The sequence below is a fragment of the Mesorhizobium sp. P2_F5 genome (genome assembly GCF_056403715.1).
The window spans coordinates 31813-53068 of sequence record NZ_JBFUEY010000037.1 but is presented as its reverse complement, the minus strand read 5'-3'; the positions used below and the strand labels follow the sequence as shown (position 1 = coordinate 53068).

Genomic DNA, 21256 nt, shown 5'->3' with positions numbered 1-21256 from the left:
TCATAGAGGAGAAACGGAAATGTTGAAACAGTTTTTTGCCCTCGTCCGCGGCCGAAGCTACGAAGCGGCCGAGACGGTCGTCGACCGCAACGCGCTGGTGATCCTGCGCCAGCAGATCCGTGATTGCGCCGACGCCATCGCCGCTGCCCGCCGGGCGGTCGCCATTGCCATCGCCCAGAACGAACAGGAAGTCTCGCAGTTCAAGAAGCTGGTCGTCCGCATCGACGATCTGGAGAAGCGCACGATCGCCGCGATCGAGCAGGGGCAGAATGAACTGGCCCGCGAAGCCGCCGAAACGATCGCCATGCTGGAAGCCGAACGCGATGCCTCCAGCGAGGCGCAAAAGAGCTTCAGCACCGAGATCGAGCGGTTGAAGCGGATTATTCGGGTCTCTGAAATGCGGCTGCGCGAATTGCAGCGCGGCCAGCGCATCGTTGCCGCCGTCGACTCGACCCAGCGCCTGCGCGAAAGCGCACCCGGCTCCAGCCTGTCGGCGCTCAAGGACGCCGAGGAGACGCTGCTGCGCCTGCGCACACGGCAAAAACAGATCGACGCCACCGCGGCGGCCATGGCCGAGATGGAGCAATCGGGCGATCCGGCCGCGGTCAGCGAAAAACTTGCGGCCGCCGGCTGTGGCGCGCCGTTGAGAAGCAGCGCCGACGCCGTGCTCGAAAGGCTCACGAAGACCATGACCAAGTCGGCCTGATTGTATCCAGCCTGAAACAGACCCACGCCCAACCAACCTAACCCTGAAACGAAAGGACCATACCGATGACCCCGAACGCCTATTCACCCAAGGACTCAAGCGCCTGGAAGACCTTCACCATGGCCAGTTTCGTCGTTGCCGCAGCGATGATGGCCGGCGGCATCTACTTCATGGAGGCAAGCTTCGCCGCCAAGGGGTTCTACGCCATGGCCGCCATCATGCTCGTGCACACCTCGATCACCATCACCAAGACGCTGCGCGACTCGGAAGAAGCAAGCCGTTTCATCAACCGGCTGGAAGACGCCAAGACCGAGAAGTTGCTGATGGAAGTCAGCCGCAGTAACGAAGTGTAATCGGGTTCCCGCTAAACAAGGATCAAACCGCGCAAGACCGCTGATCAATCCAGCCAGGATTTTCAACGGTCTTGCCCAATGGAAGCCGCCGCTATGGAAATCGCTCCGATCAATCGTCCCACAGCTCATCTGATGACGTCCCGGCGCTTTGCGCCTTTGTTCTGGACGCAGTTCCTGTCCGCCTTCAACGACAATTTCCTCAAGAACACGCTGGTGTTCCTTATTCTGTTCACGCTGGCGGCGGATCAGGCGGCGTCCCTGGTCACCCTGGCAGGGGCTGTGTTCATGGCCCCCTTCCTGCTCTTGTCTGCCCTTGGCGGCGAGATCGCCGACCGCTTTGACAAGGCCCTCATCGCCAAGCGTCTGAAATTCGCTGAGATCGCCGCCGCGGGTGTCTCCGTCGTCGGCATCGCGCTGTCGTCCATTCCTGTGCTGATGGTGGCGCTGCTGATGTTCGGCATCATCTCGGCCCTGTTCGGGCCGATCAAATACGGCATCCTGCCCGATCACCTCGAGCGTAAGGAACTGCCCAAGGCCAACGCCTGGATCGAGTCCGCCACGTTTGCCGCAATCCTCGGCGGCACCATTGCCGGCGGCATCGTTTCCGCCGATGGCATCGGCGTCACGGTGTTCGGGCCGATCATGATGGCCTTGGCCGTCGGCTGCTGGCTCGTCAGCCGCTACATTCCGTCCACCGGCTCGGCGGCGCCCGACCTCGTCATCGACAAGAACATCTTCCGCTCGACCTGGCGCCAGGTCTCGGAATTGCGCACCGACATGCGCATCTGGCGCGCCGGCCTGATGACCTCCTGGTTCTGGCTGATCGGCGCCATCGTGCTATCCATCCTGCCGACGCTGATCAAGGATTCGCTCGGCGGCAACGAGATGGCGGTCACCGTCTATCTCGCCGTGTTCGCCGTCTCGATTGCCATCGGCTCGGCCATCGCCGCCTGGATGTCGCAGGGACGCATCGTGCTGTTGCCGGCACCTGTCGGCACGGCGCTGCTGGCGCTGTTCGGCCTGCATCTCGCCTGGACGATCTGGAGCATGCAGCCTTCGCCCCAGGCAGCAACCCTTGGCGCATTCTTCGCTGGCCCGAACACGATCCGAGTCGCGATCGACCTCGCCGGCATGGCCATTGCAGCAGCCTTCCTGGTGGTGCCGACCTTCGCTGCGGTGCAGGCCTGGTCGCCCGAGGCGCGCCGTGCCCGTGTCGTTGCTGCCGTCAGCATCGTCAATGCCGGTTTCATGACTGTCGGCGGTATTATTGTCGCCTTGATCCAGACGAAAGTCTCCACCGGTGGCATTCTGTTCGGCCTCGCCGGAGCCAATGCGATTGCCGCCTGGCTGATGTTGAAATTCCTGCCGACCAATCCCTTCCGCGATTTCGTCTCCATCCTGTTCCGCGCCTTCCTGCGCCTGGAGGTCGAGGGCATGGACAACCTCAAGGCGGCCGGCAAGGCGCCGATCCTGGCGCTCAACCATGTCAGCTTCCTCGACGGTCCGCTGGCGCTGACGCTGACCGACGAGGAGCCGGTCTTCGCCATCGACTACTTCATCGCCCAGGCCTGGTGGATGAAGCCATTCATGAAACTTGCCCGCGCTTTGCCGCTCAATCCGGCCAAGCCGATGTCGACCCGCACGCTGATCAAGGTCGTGCAGGGCGGCGACCCGCTGGTCATCTTCCCGGAGGGCCGCATCACCGTCACCGGCGGCCTGATGAAGGTCTATGACGGCGCCGCCATGGTCGCCGACAAGACCGGCTCGATGGTTGTGCCGGTGCGCATTGACGGGCTGGAGAAGACCTATTTCTCGCGGCTGAGCTCGCAGCATGTGCGCCGCCGCCTGTTCCCGAAGGTCAAGGTGACCATTCTGGAACCGGTCAAGCTCGAAGTGCCGCAGGAACTGAAGGGCCGCAAGCGCCGCGCCGCAGCGGGGTCTGCCCTCTACCAGGTGATGTCGGATCTCGTCTTCCGCACCCAGGACATCGACAAGACCGTGCTGGAAAAGATCATCCAGACAGCCAACGAACGCGGCATGAAGCAGCTCGCCGTCGAGGATCCGGTCACCGGTTCGCTTAGCTACGGCAAGCTTTTGACGGCCGTTGCCGTGCTCGGCGAGAAGTTCCAGAACATGTATGCCGACCAGCAGACGCTGGGCATCATGCTGCCCAACGCCAACGGCGCCTGCGCCGCGCTGCTCGGCGTCATGTCGGCGGGCAAGGTCCCGGCGATGATGAACTTCACCGCAGGTGCCGCCAACATACTCTCGGCCTGCAAGGCGGCCGAAGTCCGGACTGTGCTCACCTCCCGCGCCTTCGTCGAACAGGCAAAGCTCGGCGCTGTCGTCGAGGAGCTCGGCCGCTCGGTCGAGATCGTCTGGCTCGACGATCTGCGCAAGACCATTGGTCTCAAGGACAAGCTGCTCGGCCTGTTGCGCAAGTCGACGCCACGTGCACCGCGCAAGCCTGACGATCCGGCGGTGATCCTGTTCACCTCGGGTTCGGAGGGCACGCCGAAGGGCGTCGTGCTGACCCACCGCAACATCCTGGCCAACGCCGCCCAGGCGGCGTCGCGCATCGACTTCCATTCGGGCGACAAGGTGTTCAACGTGCTGCCGATCTTCCATTCCTTCGGCATGACCGCGGGCACCGTGCTGCCGCTGATCTCGGGCGTGCCAGTCTATTTCTACCCTTCGCCGCTGCACTACCGCATCGTGCCGGAACTGATTTACGCCTCGAACGCGACGATCATCTTCGGCACCGATACGTTCCTCTCGGGCTATGCGCGCACCGCGCACCCTTACGACTTCCGCTCGATACGCTATTGTTTTGCCGGCGCCGAACCGGTCAAGGCAGCGACGCGCATGACCTATATGGAGAAGTTCGGCGTGCGCATCCTCGAGGGTTATGGCGTCACCGAGACGGCACCGGTGATCTCCATCAACACGCCGATGTACAACCGCTCCGGAACCGTCGGCAAGATCATGCCCGGCATGGAATATCGTCTCGATCCGGTGCCGGGCGTCGACGATGGCGGACGGCTGTTCGTGCGCGGCCCCAATGTCATGGCCGGCTATCTCCGGGCCGAGAAGCCCGGTGTGCTCGAACCGCTCGAAGACGGCTGGCATGATACGGGCGACGTCGTCGCCATCGACGAGGGCGGCTTCATCACCATTCGCGGCCGCGCCAAGCGCTTTGCCAAGATCGGTGGCGAGATGATCTCCCTGGCCGCCGTCGAAGCCTTGGCCGGCGAATTGTGGAAAGGCACGCTTTCGGCGGTCGCCACCGTGCCGGACGCGCGCAAGGGCGAAAAGCTGATCCTCATCACCGAGGCGCCCGGCGCGACCCGCGCGGAATTCCTGGCTTTCGCCAAGGCCAACGGCGCCATGGATCTGATGGTGCCGGCCGAAGTGCGGGTGGTCTCAAAGGTGCCCGTGCTCGGCTCCGGCAAGCTCGACTTCGCTGCCGTCACCAAAATGGTGCGCGACGAAGAGGCCCTGAAGACCAAGGCCGCCTGATCTGGAAATGACGAACGGGCTGGCGCAAAACGCCGGCCCGTCTTCTCCTTAAGTCATCGCTTCCCGTTGCGCGATCAACATGGCCATGCGCTGGACGGCGCGCAGTTCCATTTCCACACCCGGCGACGACGCCAGTGCCGGCATGTTGAGCGCGACCACGGTCAACGGATTGAGCGTCGCCAGCAGCACATGGGTCGCCTCATACTTCTCAAACAGCCATGCCAGCTGTTCACGGATGTCGTGGTCGACAAGCGATTGTGGCTGCACATCGGCGATGGAGCGCACGGGGGCCTGTTCGAGGGCCCGGGTCAAAACGTTCAGGTCGAAATCGCCAAGCTCGGCCGCCGGCAGGATCAAGGCGCCGTCGACAAGGATATGGTTCTGCAGGCCGCGCAGGAAGCGCGCCGAATCCGTCAAATCGCCCTCGGCCATGTGCCGCAGCAGCGAGTCGCGACGTTTTTCGGCGGCAAGGCTGACGCTGTCATTGTAGATGACCGCTAGCAGCGTGGCGGACAGCACGATCACCACGCCCTGCACGCTTCCCCGCCAGCCGATATGATCGATGCCGCCCAACGCAAGACCGGCAAAGACCGAACTCAGAGCGATGACGGCGAAGGCGCCGATCGTGTCGCGATGGCTAGGGCTCGGCCGGCCAAGGCCGATCGTCAGCCAGCACAGGAACAGGATGGCAATGCCGCCAAGCCGCACCGGTACCTCGAACAGGCCGGGCCGATAGTCGGTGATCATGAACGGAATGATCAGCAGCAGCGAAAGCGCCATCCGCTCGACCGTGCGGTTTTCGGCAGCCGACAGGCCGGTCCGGTCGCGCATCACCACCAGCCAGCCAATGGCAAGAAAGCCACCAAACTGGAAAAGCAGAAGTGCCGCCATTCGCCACGGCTCGGCGAAGCGTTCCGGGATCATCGCCAGCAGCAGGAACGCTGCGGCGCCGCCGGCGGCGAGAAACTTGAGGAAGAAGGGAGCGTGCCGGCGCAGCAGGCCCTCGGTCAGCAGCAGCGCCGCCAGCGGCAACAGCCCTGCGGCCACGATTGTGACGAGCCGGAAGATGCCAAAGCCGCTAACCCAGTCGAGGATCCGGCAGGCAAGCAGCACGGCCAGCACCCTGAGGCCAAACAGAAAACGCCGCGACAGCGGATCGCCGGTGTCGCGCCCGCCGACGACCGCTATGACGATCAGCAACCCGGCCAGCGCCGCCAGCGAGGTGATGGTGTCGGCGACAAGCGTGTTGTCAAAAGTCATGCACTCTTGTCCATCAGCTTGAATCGGCGCACGGGAACAAAATAGCTAGCGTGTCCATGGTCGCAACACGTCCCATTGCCGGCCAGAGTCGGCCCAGTGAACCACCGGCAGGATGAGTCGCTGCAAAGTGGCCGCTGTGCCCGCAACCGCCAGGGCAGCAAGTGAGCCACGCGGAACGGCATCGGCGAGATAGATGCGCGCGGCCTGAAAATTCATCTGGCCGATCTGCAGCACGTCATCGCCGCGCCCGTAATCGAGCTCTTTCTGACAGAATTCGCTATAGGTCTCATCCCGATGCTTGGCCGCCTCGTTGAAGGTCTTCTTCAGATCGTCCGAACCACCGGTATAGGCATTGGTGATGACGAAGCGCTCCTCGTCGAAACCCGCTTCGGGGCCGACGCCGAAGACATGGCGGTGACGCACCATGATCTGCCGCGCCAACAGCACATGGGTGAGCGAGCGCCGCGCGCCGGCATGCGGCCCGGGAAACACATTGCTGAAGGCTTCCGCGACCATGCCGACGACGGCCGGCACCTGGGTGACGTTGGAGATCCAGATCGGCCGCAGCTGATTGCGCAGGAACATCAGGAAACAGGTCAAGCCGTAGAGGATCCAGCTGAGGCCGCGGCTGCGCTCGTCCGGATCGACCATGACGAGACCCAGATGCAGCACCTCATAGGGCTTGCCGGCCAGCGAAATCTCCATCAGCGCCAGCGCGTTGAAGGCGATCGGCCGCCCGTCGCTGCGGCGGTAGACGATGGTGATGATGGAATGTTCCAGCCGGCTGCGGTCGCCGGAAAAGACGCCATAGGTCAGGCTGCCGTCCCTAAGCGTCTTCGACGCCACCAGCCGCAGATCGCTGCTCAGCTGCTCCAGTTCGGCAGCCTTCATCCAGCGCCCGGGCCGCTCGACGACCCGCGTCTCATAGCCGTCGGACGCGCGCATGCGCACATCCATAAACCGACCCGGCAGCAGCTGCAGAACCGCCTTGAGCACTGTTTTCCCTCGAGGCAAGAACGCCGACCGTATAGTGGTCGTCGTCCACCTAAGACGCGGTAAACCCGAGACGACAAGTCTTGGTTGTGCTTAACAAGGTAAAAGAACAGCTGCAATCGCCAGCCCGTGCGGGCTCAGCTTTCTGCAGCCACGAGATGGCCGCCGCCGACATCGTTCAGCGCCAGCTTCAGCGGCGCCTCGCCGATCCTGCGGGTCGCACTCGGGATTTCCTGGTCGAGGCGGGCGAAGCGGCTTCTGCGCTGCGCCGGATCGGGCACCGGCACGGCTTCGATCAGCCGCCTGGTGTAGGGGTGGCGCGGGTTGGAAAACACCTGGTCGCGCGTGCCCATTTCCACGATCTGGCCGAGATACATGACGGCGACGCGGTCGGAGATGTTTTCCACCACCGCCATGTCATGCGAGATGAAGAGATAGGCGACGCCGAATTCGCGCTGCAATTCCTTCAGCAAATCGAGCACGCGCGCCTGTACCGAGACGTCGAGCGCCGAGACGCTTTCATCGGCGATGATCAGTTTTGGTCGCAAGGCGAGTGCCCGCGCAATGCAGACGCGCTGGCGCTGGCCGCCGGAGAATTCGTGCGGATAGAGCTCCATCTGATCGGCCGACAGGCCGACGCGCTCGAACAGCACCGCCACACGGTCGCGGCGCTCTTCCTTCGAGGCGATGCCATGGATAACCAGTGGCTCGGCGACGAGGTCGCCGACACGCATGCGTGGGTCGAGCGAGGCGAAGGGATCCTGGAAAATCATCTGCACGTCGCGGCGCACCGCCTTGCGTTCGTCGCGGCCAAGCCCCGACAGATTGCGCCCGCCGATGACGATGTCGCCGCTGTACGGCACCAGCCCGGCCAGCGCCTTGGCCGTGGTCGACTTGCCGCAACCGGACTCGCCGACCAGTGCCAGCGTTTCGTTGGGCGCGATGGAAAAGCTGACGCCCTCGACGGCATGCACGCGGCGGGTGACCTGGCCAAAGATACCGCCGCGCAGATCGAAGCGGACATGCAGGTCGTTAACCTCGGCAACGCTGGCTGGCTTCGAAAGTTCGGTCGCATCCCTGGATTTCTGCCGGCCGACACCGCTGCCGATGCGCGGCACGGCGGCCAGCAGTTCGCGCGTGTAGTCGGCCTGGGGCTGAGCAAAGATATTGGCGGTCGTACCCTCTTCGACCATGCGGCCATGCCGCATGATAATGACGCGGTCAGCCATTTCGGCGACCACGCCCATATCGTGGGTGATCAGGATGACGCTGGTGCCGTGCTGGCGCTGCAGGTCGCGCAAGAGTTCCAGCACCTCGCCCTGCACAGTGACGTCGAGTGCTGTCGTCGGCTCGTCGGCGATCAGCACGTCGGGCTCGAGCGCCAGCGCCATGGCGATCATCACCCGCTGGCGCATGCCGCCGGAGAGCTCATGTGGAAATTGTTTGAGCCGGCTTTCGGCTTCCGAAATGCGCACCGCCTTCAGTGCCTCGATAGCGCGCTGGCGGGCCTCGCTTTGTGACAGGCTGGTGTGCGCCTCGATGGATTCAGTCAGCTGCCGGCCGATCGACAGCACCGGATTGAGCGAGGTCATCGGCTCCTGGAAGATCATGGCGATGCGATCGCCACGAATGCGGCGCATCTGCCGCTCGTCGAGCGTCGCCAGGTCGGTATCGCCAAGGTGGATCTGGCCTGATGATATGCGCGCGGCCGGCTGCGGCAGAAGCTGCATGATTGCCAGCGCGGTCATCGATTTGCCGGAGCCGGATTCGCCGGCAATGCAGAGTGTCTCGCCACGCGCCAGCGTCAGCGACAGATTGGAGACGACCTCGCGTTCACCGTCCTCGCCGCGCACGCTGACGGAGAGGTTGGCGATGGAGAGGATGGGTTCGGGGGTCGAGGTCATCGCGGGAGCGGGGTTCTGAGAAGTTTATTCCGGCACACCCCCCTCTGTCCTGCCGGACATCTCCCCCTCAAGGGGGGAGATTGGCTGTCACGCCGCGCGGCATTTCTCTTTGCGGCATTGAAGATTGGCGAACGCCGATGTGACATCTGATCTCCCCCCTTGAGGGGGAGATGCCCGGCAGGGCAGAGGGGGGTGCAGCGTCGACCTACGCTCATTCAAACACGCAGCGCGGAAAATAGAACGACACCACCCAGTTCGGCATATCGACGATCTCGCTGATGCGCAGATCGCCGCACACCGAAGCCAGCATGTAGGCCTCGACCGGATCGATCTTGTAGCGCCCGGCAAGCAGATCGACCATCTGCGCGACCGCCTCCTTCGCGCCCGCCATCAGGTCCGGCCCGATACCCGTCGTCACCTCATAGCCTTTGGCGTCGAGATGACGCGCGACCGGGCCCGACGTGGTGAAGCGCGGCGTCTTCAGCCTGGCGTCCTTGACCAGGTCGAGCTTGAGCACGACGTCCATCGGGCTTTCGATCGCCGTGCCACAGACCTCGCCATCGCCTTGCGCGGCATGCGTGTCGCCGACCGAAAGCAGCCCGCCCGCCACCTCGACCGGCAGATAGAGCGTCGTGCCGGCGGCGAGGTCGCGGATGTCGAGATTGCCGCCGACGCGCCGCGGCGGCACCACCGAGTGAAGCCCCATCTCAGCCGGCGCATTGCCGATGGTGCCGGCAAAGGGTTTCAGCGGCACCCGCGCGTTCTTGCCAAACAGCGCCGGCTCAAGCGAGGCGGCGTCGTATTTCCAGATGTGCAGCGCCGGCTCTTTAAAATCGTCGGCGAGCAGGCCGAAACCCGGAATGTTCGCCGTCCAGCCGAAGCCGGACGGTTTGAACATCTCGATCGTCACCTTAAGCGCGTCACCCGGTTCCGCGCCCTCGACGAAGATCGGCCCGGTCACCGGGTTGACCTTGGCGAAGTCGAGCTTGGCGACGTCGGCGACCGTGCTGTCGGCATTCAACTGGCCGCCGGCGGCATCGAGGCACTGGAACTCGATGGTCGAGCCGGGCGCCACCCGCTCGGCCGGGGCAAAGGAATTGTCCCAGCCGAAATGGTGATGGCGCCCGTGGATGGTGTAGTCGCAGTTATTGCACATCTTTTACGTACACATTGTCGTAGTTGATCGGGATATGGACCGGGTCGACATAGAGGTTGTCGGCGCCGCCCATGCGGGCGGATTTCATGGTGAAGCGCTGTTCGTTGAACACCGGCGCCCAGGGCGCATCTTCCATCACCTTGTCATAGATGGCGCTCCACATCTTGTCGCGCTCGCCGGCCTTGGCCGGATCGACCACCGAGTCGGCCGCGGCCGCCTTGGCGTCCAGGTCCTTGTTGCAATACCACGACCAGTTCCAACCGCCCGGCACAGCACCGGCGCAGCCGAGGATCGGGCCGTAGAAGTTCGATGGATCCGGGAAGTCCGCGATCCAAGCCATGCCGCCTGACCAGATCATCGGCGCGCCGGCCTTGTCGCCGCCAGCGGCAATGACATTGGCCTGCGCCAGCGACTGGATGCTGGCCTTGATGCCGATCGCCGCAAGATCCTGCTGGATCGCCTGGGCGATACGCGGATTGGGATCGGTGTTCATGGCAAAGAGCTGCGTGTCGAAGCCGTCGGGATGGCCGGCTTCAGCGAGCAGCGCCTTGGCCTTGGCGACGTCATAGGGATAGCCCTTGTATTCCTTGTCGTAGCCCGGCATCGACGGCGGCAGCGGCTGGTTGGCCGGCACGGCGCGGCCGTTGATGATCTGGATGATGCGCGCCTTGTTGAGGGCCATGTTGACGGCCTGGCGCACCTTCACATTGTCGAACGGCGCCATGGTGGTGTTCATGGTGACATAGCCGGTGTGCAGCTGGCCGCCTTCGACAACGCGCGCCTTCTGCTCGGGATCGGCCATCACCTCCTGGAATTTTGCCGGTGGGATGCCGTCGCCGGGCACATCGATCTCGCCCTTCTGCAGGCGGAGCAGCGCCACGATCGGCTCCTGGCCGATCTCGAAGGTGATTTTGTCCAGATGCGGCAGGCCCTTGTGCCAATAATCCGCATTGCGCTCGAAGACGATGCGCTGGCCCAGCGTCCATTCGGCGAGCTTGAAAGCCCCGGTGCCGACCGGATGCTTGCCGAAATCGGCGCCATATTTCTCGACCTCTTCTTTGGGCACGACATGGGCAAAGTTGATGGCCATGACGTGCAGGAAAGTGGCGTCGGGCCGGGTCAACTCGAACTTGACCGTGTAGGGGTCGACAACGGTGACGCCCGACAGGCCTTCGGCCTTGCCGGCGGCGACATCGTCATAGCCCTTGATCGAGCCGAAGAAGCCGGCGCCGGGGCTCTGCGTCTTCGGATTGGTGACGCGGTCGAGCGAGTATTTCACATCGTCGGCCGTCATCTCGCGGCCATTGTGAAACTTCACGCCGTGGCGCAGCTTGAAGGTGAAGGTCTGGCCGTCGGGTGCGATCTCGTAGCTTTCGGCGAGGTCGGGCTTGAGGTTGGTGGTGCCCGGCTCATAGTCCATCAGCCCGTCGAACAGGCTCTTGATCATCGACCAGTTCTGCCAGTCATAGCCGATCGCCGGATCGAGCGTGGCGACATCGTCCTTGTAGGTGATGGTGATGGCGCCGCCCTGCTTGGCGTTGGGGTCGACAGCGTCTTCGGCGCGGGCGCTGGCCATGCCGAGCATCAGCGCCAAGGCCGATGCCGCGACGGTGGATGCGAGAAACTTTTTCATTGTTATGTTCCCTTTCTCTGTTCGGTTTTCATTTTCATCTGAGCTTGATGCGGGGGTCGATGAACGGCGCGATGATGTCGGCTAAGAGATTGCCGAGCACGATGGCAAAGGCTGACACCAGCGTGACACCCATGATGATCGGGATGTCGACGCGCTGGATCGCCTGCCACGCAAGTTGGCCGATGCCGGGCCAGCCGAACACGCTTTCGACGACGACGATGCCGCCCATGAAGATGCCGATGTCGATGCCGATCATGGCGATGACCGGCAGGATGGCGTTGGGCAAAGCATGGCGGAAGATGATGGCGCTGCGCGCCAAACCCTTGGCGCGAGCGGTGCGGACATAATCCTGGCGCAACACGTCGATCATCGACGAGCGCATCATGCGGGCGTACCAGCCGGCGCCGAGTATGCCCATGGTCAGCGACGGCAGCACGAGATGGCGCCAGGTGCCGTAGCCGCCGATCGGGAACCAGCTGAGCCTGACCGCAAAGACGTAGAGCAGCAAAAGGCCGACGACGAATTGCGGCGCCGAGACGCCGACGAAGGAGGCGACCATCAGCGTCTGGTCGGTGGCGGTGGCGCGCTTGACGGCGGCAATGAGGCCCATGGAGAGCCCAATCAGCAATTCGCAGAGGATGGCGCCGACCATCAAAAGCAGGCTCGCCGGCAGCCGCGAGACGATGAGCTCGGTGACTTCGGAGCGCTGGATATAGGAGCGGCCGAGATCGCCACTGACGAGCTTCGTCAGGTAATGCCAGTACTGGACGACGAAAGGCTGGTCGAGACCGAGCTGCTGGCGGATGTTTTCGACCGTCTGCGGTGTGGCGCTGCGGCCGGCGATCTGGCGCACCGGGTCGGCCGGCAGGAGATAAAGCAACGCGAAGGTGATCAGCGAGACGCCGAGCAGGATAAGCAGCGACTGGATTAGGCGGCGACCGAGATAGGCGATCATGCCCGGCCCCTTTGCGTCGGATCGAGGATGTCGCGCAGCGCATCGCCGATCAGGTTGAAGGCCAGCGCCAGCGCCAGGATCGCGGCACCCGGGAAGAACACCAACCAGGGTGCGGCCTGGAAATAGGTCTGGTTCTCGAAGATGATGTTGCCCCACGACGCCGTCGGCGGCTGCACGCCGATGCCGAGGAAGGACAGCGTCGCTTCCAGCAGCACCGTGGTCGAAATACCGAGCGTACCCCAGACGATGATGGTTGGCAGAAGATGCGGCAGGATGTGCCGGAACAGGATGCGCGGCGCGCTCGCCCCGATGGTGCGCTCGGCATCGATGAACTCGCGCTCGGCGAGCGAGGACGTCTCGGTGTAGATGACACGCGCCGTCTGTACCCAGTTGACCAGCGCGATGACCATGGCGACGATCCACAGGCTCGGCTGGAAAACGGCCGCCAGGCAGATGGCGAGCAGCAGCGCTGGAAACGCCATCATCAGATCGGTGAAGCGCATCAGCGCGCTGCCGATCCAGCCGCGGAAGTAACCGGCGGTGACCCCGACCAGCGTGCCGATCAAAAGCGCTACGCCATTGGCAACGATGCCGATGATCAGCGAGGTGCGGGCGCCATAGAGAATGCGAGTCAACAGGTCACGCCCGAGCAGGTCGGTGCCCAGCCAGTACTGGGCGCTCGGCGGCAGCGGCGAGCCTTCGATGGTCAGGCCGTCGAACATCTGCTCGTTGGGATCATAGCCGGTCAGCCATGGCGCCAGCACGGCGCCGGCAACGACGATGGCGACGATGACCAGCCCGAGCAGCGCCAGGCGGCGCTTGACCAGCCGGCGCCAGACGCCGGCGCGCGGCTTGGCCGGCATGCGCACAGGCAAATCAGGCGCGATGGGACTGGTCATCACCGCCTTCTTCCTCGGTCATCGCCACGATCCGGCGCGCCGCATCCTCGACGCTGATCTGCCAGCTCATCGCCAGCGAGCGCAGCTGCGCGTAGGCACGCTCGTCATCCGAGCCTTTCGACAAGGCCGTCACCGCGCGCACGATGGTCTGGCGCTCGGCAACACGCTGGCGCAGCGACGCAATCTCGCCGGCTAAATGTTTTCGCGCCTCGAAACTCTGCCGCGCGATCAGCAGCGCGCTGTAGACACCGGCATTGCCGACCGGCTTCAACAGCTGGGCGTCGGCCTTGTGCGACAGCGCCCATTCGATGCGGCCCGGCGCCTCCGAGCCGATCAGCGCCACCAGCGGCATCGGCGCCTCGCCCGGCTTCCACGGAAATTGCTCATCGAAGCCGAGATCGGCGTCGAAGAAGACGAAATCGGCGGCGAGCGCCTCGGGCGGCAGTTCCGGCCAGCAGTCCAGCGTGATCAGGCCGATGGCCGACAACTGCCTGGTGATCGCCTGCACCGTTGGATGCGGGCGATGCAGGATGAAGGCCCTGGCGCCGCCGAGATTGGGGATGCGTGGCGTCCTCGTCACGACACCACCCTCAGGCGCGGGCGACCGAACGTCTTGGCGGGGTCGTAGCGCGACAAATACGGATCCGGCGCCACCTCATCCTCACGGCTGACGACCTCGAAGAATCCGTCGGCGATCCGTCCGATGATCACCGGCAGCGTCGCATGCTGGGAATGGGCATCGATGGCGATCGGCCCGAGCCGCGTCGAGAAGCTCCGCTCGGCGAAAACCTTGGAAAACTCCGCCGGACCGGCGTCGGCGTCGCGCGACAGCACGTCGGCCATCACCTGCACCGAGGCATAGGCGGAGGCCTCGAAAGACGAGGCGAAAGCGGCCGGCCGCGGCGCGAAATACGGCCCGACCGACAGATGCCCCTTGCCTGTCTCGCCGATCGCCGGCAGCTCACCCTCGGTGAGGTTGCAGGAAATGACCGGGCAGTTTTCCGGCCGGAAGGCGGCATCCTCGTCGCCCAGGTCGCGATAGGCGGCCAGGAAGGCATAGGACGAAGTGCCGATCAGATTGTTGAGGATGAAGTTCGGCCGCGTCGCCCGGATTTCCGCGATCAGCCGCGACACGTCGGTCTCGCCGATGCGCAGATAGCGCTCGCCCAGCACCTTGCCGCCGGCATCCGCAATCAGGTCGCGCGCCACCCGGTTCATCTCCCAGCCCCAGATGTAGTTGGACCCGAGCAGAAAACCGTTGGCGCCGAAGCGCGGCACGACATACGCCATCAGCGGCACCAGATGCTGGTTGGGGCAAGCGTGCATGTAGACGACATGCTCGTTGGCCTCGAAGCCTTCATAGGGGCAGGCATACCAGAGCATGCCGCCGGCCTTCTCCAGCACGGGAATGGTCTCCTTGCGGCTCCACGAGGTGACGCAGCCGACGACATGGCGGGCGCTGCTGGTCCTGAAAATGTCCTCGCAAAGCGTCGCGTAACGATCGGCATTGCTTTGCGGATCGCGCTCGACCGGCACCAGTTCGATGCCGTAGCTGCGGTCGGCATTGATGTCGGCGATGGCGCGCATGGCGCCCATCCTGCACGCATCGGAGACCAGCTGATAGCTGCCCGAGCGGGAATACAGGATGCCGATTTCGATGCGCCGTTTCAAACACAACCCCAGAAATGACAATGCCCCGCAGCCAGCGCCGGAGGGGCGAGGCATACGAGGCATATTTGCCGCCCGGCGATCAGAGCCGGTATTTTGCGCTAGCGTATTCGGTCCGGCCGGTCAGTCAAGCGAGAAAGTGGGCGCCGCCGCGAACGGACCGCGCACGAGGCAACGTCTTCAGTCCCGCAGGGTGAACACCAGAGGCGCGACGATGCTGGTGCCGACCTGGTCAGCAGGCGGTGTGGGCGCCGTTGCACCTTGCAGCGCGCTGAGCGCGGCGCGATCGAGATCGGCATCACCCGAAGATGCCGCCAGCCTGGCGGATGTCACCTTGCCCGAGGCATTAAGGACGAAAGCCACTCTTGCGGTCCCCACGGCCCGTCTCGGCCTCGCTCCGGGCGGATAGTGCGTACGCCGCTTGATCCACGCGCCCAGCTGAGACTTCCATCTGTTGGAATTGCCAGACCGCGCACTGGATTGGGACGCGTTCGGTGCCGACGCTTTTGCAGCCGCCTTCTCATCGACACTGGCGGTCACGACGGCTTTCACCGGCGCGACCTTTTCCTTCTTCTCTTTCTTCGGCTTCGGCTTGGGCTTTTCGACCGTCTTCTTCGCCTTCTCGACCGGCTTGTCCTCGACCGGTTTCGCTTGCGGCAACGGAATGACCACGTCAGGCGCAATCGCCGGGACGATGTCGGGCACCATCTCGTCCAGCGGCGGCGGCTGGTCGGGTTGTTCGGCTGCGGCTGTCTCGATCGGGGCGGTCTCGTCGGGTTGCACCGCTTCCCTCTCCTCGGTGACCGGCTCCGGCTTGTCGACTTCGGGTTCCACGACGGGCTTTGCGTCGGCAACCGTCTCCTCGACCTGGTTCGTCGGCTCCGGCTTCACCACATCGGCCATCGTGTCCTCAGGCACCGCCGGTGCGACCATCATCGGCGACAGTTCGATCGCCACCGCCGGCGGCGGGCCGCCATCCATAGCGTTAGCCAGGCTGAAGCTCTGCACGGCATAGGCGATCGCCACATGCGCGCCGACAATGAGCACGGCGGCGACCGTCCACAAGCCGATCTCGCGCGCGCCAATGCGCGGCGGATCGGCCATGGGAACGGCGGCGGCCAGATGCGTCATGGGGCGGCGCCTGGTTGCGACGGCGTGGACGCATCCGCCGGCACTGTCTCCAGTCCGACCAGCGCGATTTTGAGATAACCGGCGCCGCGCAGGAGATTCATCACCTCCATCAACTCGCCATAGCCGACCGCCTTGTCAGCGCGCAGGAAGATGCGGTTCTGCTTGTCGCCCTTGGTCTTGCCGTCGAGCACGGCGGCGAAAGCCTGGCGCGGAACGCTGTCGTTGCCGATCGCCAGCGTCAGATCGTCTTTCAACGTCAGGAACAGCGGGGTTTCCGGCCGCGGCGCCGGCGTTGCGGTCGAACCCGGCAGGTCGACATTGACGTCGACCGTCGCCAAAGGTGCCGCGACCATGAAGATGATCAGCAGCACCAGGATAACATCGATGAACGGCGTGACGTTGATCTCGTGGTTTTCCTCGAGATCGCCGTCGATATTCTCGCGAATTCTAGCCGCCATAGCCCATCACTCCGCCGCCAGCGCGGTTGCCGGCGGCACCGTGCGGAAATCCAGATCGCGGCTGACCAGCCGCTCGACGCCGGCCGAGGCATCGGCGAGGATCTGCCGGTAGCCGGATATCGAGCGCGCGAAGACGTTGTAGATGACCACTGCGGGAATAGCCGCGACCAGGCCCATCGCGGTGGCCAGCAGCGCCTCGGCGATGCCGGGCGCGACGACGGCGAGGTTGGTGGTCTGCGCCTGCGAGATGCCGATGAAAGCGTTCATGATGCCCCAGACGGTGCCGAACAGGCCGACGAAAGGCGCCGTCGAGCCGATCGTCGCCAGCACGCCGGTGCCGCGCGACATGCGCCGCGCCGCGGCCGCCTCGATGCGCGACAGCCGCGACGTCACGCGTTCCTTCAGCCCGTCGCCGGTCACGTGGTCGAGCGCGCCAGCCGAAAGGGCTGCCTCTTCCTCGGCCGCCTGCACCAAGAGCGTACCGGGGCGGGCGCGGCGCGCCGCGCGCCGAGCTTGCCGAAGAGGATTTCCAGCGATTTGGCCAGCCACACCGTCCAGGTGACGAGGGAGGCGAAGGCGAGCCCGATCATCACCGCCTTGACGATGATGGCGGCGGCCATGAACATGCCCCAGGGCGACAGATCGTGCGGCAGGGTCAGCGATATTGCCGAAGGCTCGATCGGCGCGGTTGCACCGGGCTGACTGACCGAAAGCGGCGAAGCCGGTGCGACTTGCCCGGCAGCTGACGCGGCCGGCGCGACAGGCACAGTCGGTGCCGCCTGTTCCACTGCCGCTGGCGGCGAGACTGGCGCCGGCTGGGCGGTTGCGGCCGGTTCCGTCGTCACCCGGGGTTGGGTAGTCGGCTGCTCTTGCGCAGCAACGCTGCCGGCCGACAGCATGAGTGCGGCCAGCGCCGCCAACAAACCATTTCTGGACACGCGTCGTCCTCGCTTCGTCATTGCACGTAACCGATGGGTTGGCCGCTGACGGGATGCGCAACCACCCCCATCTCGACCACGAAAAGTCCAGCCACGGATTCTGGCCCTCTCTCAAACGCGGCACAGCCGCTGGAAAACAATTCAGGTGGCCGTGCCCTCGCCTGACTATAAAACATGAGTTTACTAGTCAACAAACAAGATGGCCTTTTTGGCCAACAGTCTTTGGCGCGATGTCTCAACCGGCGCACCGTCTTGGTGTCGGTCTACCTGGCGTCGTCGCACTGAGGGGTGGACGGCGACGCGAGTCCTGGGCCACGATGACGTGGCAGCAGGCGAGGCAGCCGATGATCAAGGCGACACCGTTCGATTTCCCCTATGACGGCCGGCTGGTGCCGGCAAACACCGCGCTCGTCGTCATCGATCTGCAGGAGGACTTTCTCTCGACATCGGGCTATTTCGCCAGGAAGGGGTATGACCCGGCGCCGCTGCGCGCCATCCTGCCGACGGTCAACCGGCTGATCGCCGCCGCACGCTCGGCTGGTCTCACCGTGATCCACACCAGACAAGGCTACCGCGGCGACATGGCCGATATGACGCCTTACGAGAGATGGCGCCGCAAGCGGGCTGGCCTGGAGGGCACCGACGTGCTGTTGCGCTCCGGCCCTGGCTTCCAGATCGTCGCCGACATCGAGGTCGCGCCGCACGACATCATCGTCGACAAGACCTGCAACAGCGCCTTCACCTATACCGATTTCGAACTCGTGTTGCGCGCACGAGGCATCACGCATTTGATGTTTTCCGGCTGCACCACCGATGTCTGCGTCCACACCACGCTGCGCGAGGCCTGCGATCGCAATTTTCAGTGCCTGACCATCGCCGACGCCTGCGCCAGCGGCGACAGACAAGCGCATGAGGCGGCGCTGCATATGGTGACGGTGGAGGACGGCGTTTTCGGCGCGCTGGCGGAGTCGGGGGCTGTGCTGGAGGCGTTGGCGCGGCTGGGTGGGAAGGTTGGCTAGACAGGCCGCGTCAGAGTGAAGAAGTTTCGCCGCGATCCTTCACGCCCCCCTCTGTCCTGCCGGACATCTCCCCCACTTGGGGGGAGATTGGCAGCTCCGATGGCGGCACCATTCTGCGTTGGTGAGTGGCAAAAGCGACGGCGACAGCTGATCTCCCCCCTCGTGGGGGAGATGGCCGGCAGGCCAGAGGGGGGCGCTGTCCCTCCAGCATCACCGATCTGCAACGGTAGCTACCCCGCGTGAATGTCCGACCCGCCTCGCGATGCAAACGCGCCGGGCTGTGGCACCTCGGCCTCGCGGCGTGCCAGCGAGTTGCGTAAGAGCGCGATCGTCTCGCGGCCGATGCTGGCGATCTCGCGCGGCCGGTCGATGCCGACGATCATGAATTCGCTGATGCCGAGCGCCGCATAGGGCAGCAGCGACAAGGCGACCTGCGCCGGCGGTCCGGCAAGCTCGACCGCCTTGTGGCCGCCGGTGGAGACTCCGCCTTCGGCACGAATGCGGACCGGAAGCGCAAAACGCAGCTTGCCCGCCCGGCCATGCTCGGCGGCGGCGCTGCGCGCCCGTTCCATCAGCTGGCGGATTTCGTCGAGCGAACCCAGCGCCAGCTCAAAGACATCGGCATGCCGTCCAGCGACCTTCAGCGCCGTGCCGGACTGGCCGCCCATGCGGATCGTCACGTCGACACCCTGTGGTTGTTTGCGCGGCACATAGCCGCCCTTGATGCTGTAGAAGGCGCCTTCATGATCGAAGGGCCTGTCGTTCGACCACAGCCGCTTCAGCAGCACCAGATATTCGTCGATGCGCTGCCAGACCACGGTGTGCCCGACCGGACGCGTTTCGGCATCGTCGTCGTCCAGCGGCTCGCTCAGCATCCTCAGCGACAACCGGCCGCCGCTCCTGGCGTCGAGCGCCGCCAGCTGCCTGGCCGCGACCGCGGGCGCGATCACACCGGCCCAATGCGTCAGCACCACTTCCAGCGACGAGGTGCGGTCGAGCGCCTGGGCGGCAATGTCCATATTGGTCAACAGCCCGGCCTGGTCGTCGACGACGATCTTCTGGAAGCCGGAATCCTCGATCAGCGACAGCTTTGTCGCCGTCTCGACGAAATCATAGAAGAAAGGTACGGCCGAGCCGGCGTCGGCTGACTGCGTCTTACCGGGAACATGCGTGAACTCGATCGGCATTGCCATCTCCTCCATCACGTTGGGTGCATGTCGCCCAACAGCGGCCCCAGTTTTGGGACAACGACATGCATAAACAAAGCGGTCCGCGCCCAAGCGCATCCGCGTTCGGTTCAACAACTCCGGTCACTCACTGAAAGCGATAGGTCGCCACCCTTCGTCCTGATCGCTCAGGGAATAAGGCCGAGCACGACTGCCCCGGTGAACACAAACGCAAGGGCAAAGACGAGATAGGCGAAAGCGCCCGCATAGGCCGGGCGGAAAGCCTGGGCATTGGCCAGCCGCTGGCTGGTGCGATCCGTCTCGGCGTTCTGGATATAGGACATATCGACCTCCGTCTCGCCGGTTAATCTATAAAATCAGTAGACTTTGTCGAGTGCTATTTTTCGGCAATATGTAGAACGATTTTCCCACATAGCGCAGAAAATTAGAGTCACTTTGCTATGGGGACTCCGTTGGCAGCAATCGGCGGGTTGGCTTGGCCGGCCCGTACATAGGAGATAGCATCGTCGTTCCGGCGCAAGAGCTGGGGCTATTGAACAGGGTATGGGGGAGCAGAACATGGGTTCAAGACTGGCCGGCAAGGTCGCCATCATCTCGGGCGGCGCGACGGGAATGGGCGGGGCGGCGTCGGAATTGTTTGCGGCCGAAGGCGCCAAAGTGGCGATCGTCGACCGTAATGGCGATGCGGCGGCCGCCACCGCTGCCGCCATCCGGGCGCGCGGCCATGTCGCCGAGCATTTTGTCGCCGACGTCTCGGACGAAGCGCAGGTCGAGGCGGCGGTGAAGGCGGCGACGGCCAAGCTTGGCCCGGCCACGGTGCTGTTCAACCATGCCGGCACCATCGTCATAAAACCGTTCCTGGAGACGACGGTGCAGGAATGGGACTGGCTGCATGCCGTCAATGTCCGTTCGATGTTCCTGATGACCCGCGCCGTACTGCCCGGCATGATCGCCGCAGGTGGCGGTTCGATCGTCTGCACCTCGTCGATCTCGGCAGTGGCGGCGACGCCGATGGAAGTGCTCTACGACACCACCAAGGGCGCCTGCCACATGTTTGCACGGGCCATTGCCGTCGAGTTCCGCGACCGCAACATCCGCTGCAACGCCGTCTGTCCCGGCTTCATCCGCACACCACACGGCCTGCGCGAAGTGGCGGATCTCGGCAAGCTCGGCGTCGATGTGTCGGACGCCGCATTGGCGGCCCAGCAGGGTCGCATCGGCGAACCGGAGGAAGTGGCCAGGGCGGCGCTATACCTCGCCAGCGACGAGTCCAGCTTCGTCAACGGGACACATTTGTTCGTGGATAACGGCTTTACCGCAATGTGAGGCATCCCAAGGTCCAGGTTCTTCGCCCCAGGGACAGCTTGGCGCCCTTCCTCTACCCCGTCGATCGGGGGAGAGGTGTCGAGCGCAGCTCGACGGAGTGGGGGTCGACACTTGGCGCGGTGCAGGAGGATTCTTGCGCATCCATTGGCGA

The 21256-nt window shown here is 64.3% G+C and carries 18 protein-coding genes and 1 pseudogene; 5 read left to right on the top strand and 14 right to left on the bottom strand.

Translation table 11 applies throughout. From position 1 onward, the window contains the following. Positions 1 to 19: 19 nt before the first annotated feature. The 3 genes from AC1DYO_RS30550 to AC1DYO_RS30540 all read left to right on the top strand — a co-directional run bounded on the left by AC1DYO_RS30550 (position 20) and on the right by AC1DYO_RS30540 (position 4578). A complete protein-coding gene (locus tag AC1DYO_RS30550) occupies positions 20 to 706 on the top strand; it encodes a PspA/IM30 family protein (RefSeq protein ID WP_477268184.1) in 687 nt (228 codons plus the stop codon). Positions 707 to 771: 65 nt separating this feature from the next. Next, positions 772 to 1059, top strand: coding sequence for a YiaA/YiaB family inner membrane protein (locus AC1DYO_RS30545; protein WP_477268182.1), 288 nt, complete (start codon positions 772 to 774; stop codon positions 1057 to 1059). Positions 1060 to 1152: 93 nt separating this feature from the next. After that, positions 1153 to 4578, top strand: coding sequence for an acyl-[ACP]--phospholipid O-acyltransferase (locus AC1DYO_RS30540; RefSeq protein WP_477268181.1), 3426 nt, complete (start codon positions 1153 to 1155; stop codon positions 4576 to 4578). A gap of 48 nt (positions 4579 to 4626) precedes the next feature. Here the strand turns inward: AC1DYO_RS30540 and AC1DYO_RS30535 are convergent, their stop codons facing one another. The 12 genes and pseudogenes from AC1DYO_RS30535 to exbB form a co-directional block, all read right to left on the bottom strand. Next, on the bottom strand, positions 4627 to 5838 hold the full coding sequence (locus tag AC1DYO_RS30535; protein WP_477268179.1) for a hypothetical protein: 1212 nt from the start codon (positions 5836 to 5838) through the stop codon (positions 4627 to 4629). A gap of 45 nt (positions 5839 to 5883) precedes the next feature. Beyond that, a complete protein-coding gene (locus tag AC1DYO_RS30530; protein ID WP_477268177.1) occupies positions 5884 to 6783 on the bottom strand; it encodes a hypothetical protein in 900 nt (299 codons plus the stop codon). A 185-nt stretch (positions 6784 to 6968) separates the two neighbouring features. Continuing rightward, a complete protein-coding gene (locus tag AC1DYO_RS30525; protein ID WP_477268175.1) occupies positions 6969 to 8735 on the bottom strand; it encodes an ABC transporter ATP-binding protein in 1767 nt (588 codons plus the stop codon). Between the two features lie 211 nt (positions 8736 to 8946). Next, positions 8947 to 9891 (bottom strand): acetamidase/formamidase family protein, encoded by a 945-nt coding sequence (locus AC1DYO_RS30520; protein WP_477268173.1) that lies wholly within the window; start codon positions 9889 to 9891, stop codon positions 8947 to 8949. Further along, complete coding sequence (locus AC1DYO_RS30515) at positions 9881 to 11524, bottom strand: ABC transporter substrate-binding protein (protein ID WP_477268171.1); 1644 nt, start codon at positions 11522 to 11524, stop codon at positions 9881 to 9883. Before AC1DYO_RS30515 ends, AC1DYO_RS30520 begins: the two co-directional genes overlap by 11 nt. Positions 11525 to 11558: 34 nt before the next feature. Continuing rightward, entirely contained in the window at positions 11559 to 12479 is a 921-nt protein-coding gene (locus AC1DYO_RS30510; RefSeq protein ID WP_477268169.1) for an ABC transporter permease, read from the bottom strand. Beyond that, positions 12476 to 13378, bottom strand: a complete 903-nt coding sequence (locus AC1DYO_RS30505) for an ABC transporter permease (RefSeq protein WP_477268167.1) — start codon at positions 13376 to 13378, stop codon at positions 12476 to 12478. Before AC1DYO_RS30505 ends, AC1DYO_RS30510 begins: the two co-directional genes overlap by 4 nt. Then, positions 13356 to 13958 carry an ANTAR domain-containing response regulator gene (locus tag AC1DYO_RS30500; protein ID WP_477268165.1) on the bottom strand — a complete coding sequence of 201 codons (603 nt, stop codon included), beginning with the start codon at positions 13956 to 13958 and terminating at the stop codon, positions 13356 to 13358. Before AC1DYO_RS30500 ends, AC1DYO_RS30505 begins: the two co-directional genes overlap by 23 nt. Further along, a complete protein-coding gene (locus AC1DYO_RS30495; protein ID WP_477268163.1) occupies positions 13955 to 15049 on the bottom strand; it encodes a transporter substrate-binding protein in 1095 nt (364 codons plus the stop codon). Before AC1DYO_RS30495 ends, AC1DYO_RS30500 begins: the two co-directional genes overlap by 4 nt. Positions 15050 to 15226: 177 nt before the next feature. Beyond that, entirely contained in the window at positions 15227 to 16177 is a 951-nt protein-coding gene (locus AC1DYO_RS30490; protein WP_477268162.1) for an energy transducer TonB family protein, read from the bottom strand. Then, positions 16174 to 16635 carry a TonB system transport protein ExbD gene (exbD, locus tag AC1DYO_RS30485; RefSeq protein ID WP_477268160.1) on the bottom strand — a complete coding sequence of 154 codons (462 nt, stop codon included), beginning with the start codon at positions 16633 to 16635 and terminating at the stop codon, positions 16174 to 16176. The genes AC1DYO_RS30490 and exbD overlap by 4 nt, the downstream gene beginning before the upstream one ends. Before the next feature lie 6 nt (positions 16636 to 16641). Next, positions 16642 to 17573 (bottom strand): annotated as a pseudogene (gene exbB / locus AC1DYO_RS30480) (tonB-system energizer ExbB). 344 nt (positions 17574 to 17917) lie between these two features. Here exbB and AC1DYO_RS30475 point away from each other — a divergent pair. Continuing rightward, the gene (locus tag AC1DYO_RS30475) at positions 17918 to 18592 is read left to right on the top strand and encodes a cysteine hydrolase family protein (RefSeq protein ID WP_477268158.1); all 675 of its coding nucleotides are present in this window, start codon (positions 17918 to 17920) and stop codon (positions 18590 to 18592) included. 230 nt (positions 18593 to 18822) lie between these two features. On the opposite strand, the gene AC1DYO_RS30470 is transcribed toward AC1DYO_RS30475, so the two are convergent. Next, entirely contained in the window at positions 18823 to 19779 is a 957-nt protein-coding gene (locus AC1DYO_RS30470) for an LLM class flavin-dependent oxidoreductase (RefSeq protein WP_477268156.1), read from the bottom strand. Between the two features lie 167 nt (positions 19780 to 19946). Then, positions 19947 to 20102: a hypothetical protein gene (locus AC1DYO_RS30465; protein WP_477268155.1), complete on the bottom strand. Its 156-nt coding sequence runs from the start codon at positions 20100 to 20102 to the stop codon at positions 19947 to 19949. A gap of 235 nt (positions 20103 to 20337) precedes the next feature. Here AC1DYO_RS30465 and AC1DYO_RS30460 point away from each other — a divergent pair, with 235 nt between their 5' ends. Then, entirely contained in the window at positions 20338 to 21105 is a 768-nt protein-coding gene (locus AC1DYO_RS30460) for an SDR family NAD(P)-dependent oxidoreductase (protein ID WP_477268153.1), read from the top strand. The last annotated feature ends 151 nt before the right edge of the window (positions 21106 to 21256 follow it).

Coding starts and splice junctions, on each gene's coding strand:
- AC1DYO_RS30470 (WP_477268156.1), bottom strand. CDS start 19,779: ATGCCGATCGAGTTCACGCATGTTCCCGGTAAGACGCAGTCAGCCGAC.
- AC1DYO_RS30505 (WP_477268167.1), bottom strand. CDS start 13,378: ATGACCAGTCCCATCGCGCCTGATTTGCCTGTGCGCATGCCGGCCAAG.
- AC1DYO_RS30520 (WP_477268173.1), bottom strand. CDS start 9,891: ATGTGCAATAACTGCGACTACACCATCCACGGGCGCCATCACCATTTC.
- AC1DYO_RS30475 (WP_477268158.1), top strand. CDS start 17,918: ATGATCAAGGCGACACCGTTCGATTTCCCCTATGACGGCCGGCTGGTG.
- AC1DYO_RS30550 (WP_477268184.1), top strand. CDS start 20: ATGTTGAAACAGTTTTTTGCCCTCGTCCGCGGCCGAAGCTACGAAGCG.
- AC1DYO_RS30510 (WP_477268169.1), bottom strand. CDS start 12,479: ATGATCGCCTATCTCGGTCGCCGCCTAATCCAGTCGCTGCTTATCCTG.
- AC1DYO_RS30460 (WP_477268153.1), top strand. CDS start 20,338: ATGGGTTCAAGACTGGCCGGCAAGGTCGCCATCATCTCGGGCGGCGCG.
- AC1DYO_RS30465 (WP_477268155.1), bottom strand. CDS start 20,102: ATGTCCTATATCCAGAACGCCGAGACGGATCGCACCAGCCAGCGGCTG.
- exbD (WP_477268160.1), bottom strand. CDS start 16,635: ATGGCGGCTAGAATTCGCGAGAATATCGACGGCGATCTCGAGGAAAAC.
- AC1DYO_RS30535 (WP_477268179.1), bottom strand. CDS start 5,838: ATGACTTTTGACAACACGCTTGTCGCCGACACCATCACCTCGCTGGCG.
- AC1DYO_RS30545 (WP_477268182.1), top strand. CDS start 772: ATGACCCCGAACGCCTATTCACCCAAGGACTCAAGCGCCTGGAAGACC.
- AC1DYO_RS30490 (WP_477268162.1), bottom strand. CDS start 16,177: ATGACGCATCTGGCCGCCGCCGTTCCCATGGCCGATCCGCCGCGCATT.
- AC1DYO_RS30530 (WP_477268177.1), bottom strand. CDS start 6,783: ATGCGCGCGTCCGACGGCTATGAGACGCGGGTCGTCGAGCGGCCCGGG.
- AC1DYO_RS30515 (WP_477268171.1), bottom strand. CDS start 11,524: ATGAAAAAGTTTCTCGCATCCACCGTCGCGGCATCGGCCTTGGCGCTG.
- AC1DYO_RS30540 (WP_477268181.1), top strand. CDS start 1,153: ATGGAAATCGCTCCGATCAATCGTCCCACAGCTCATCTGATGACGTCC.
- AC1DYO_RS30525 (WP_477268175.1), bottom strand. CDS start 8,735: ATGACCTCGACCCCCGAACCCATCCTCTCCATCGCCAACCTCTCCGTC.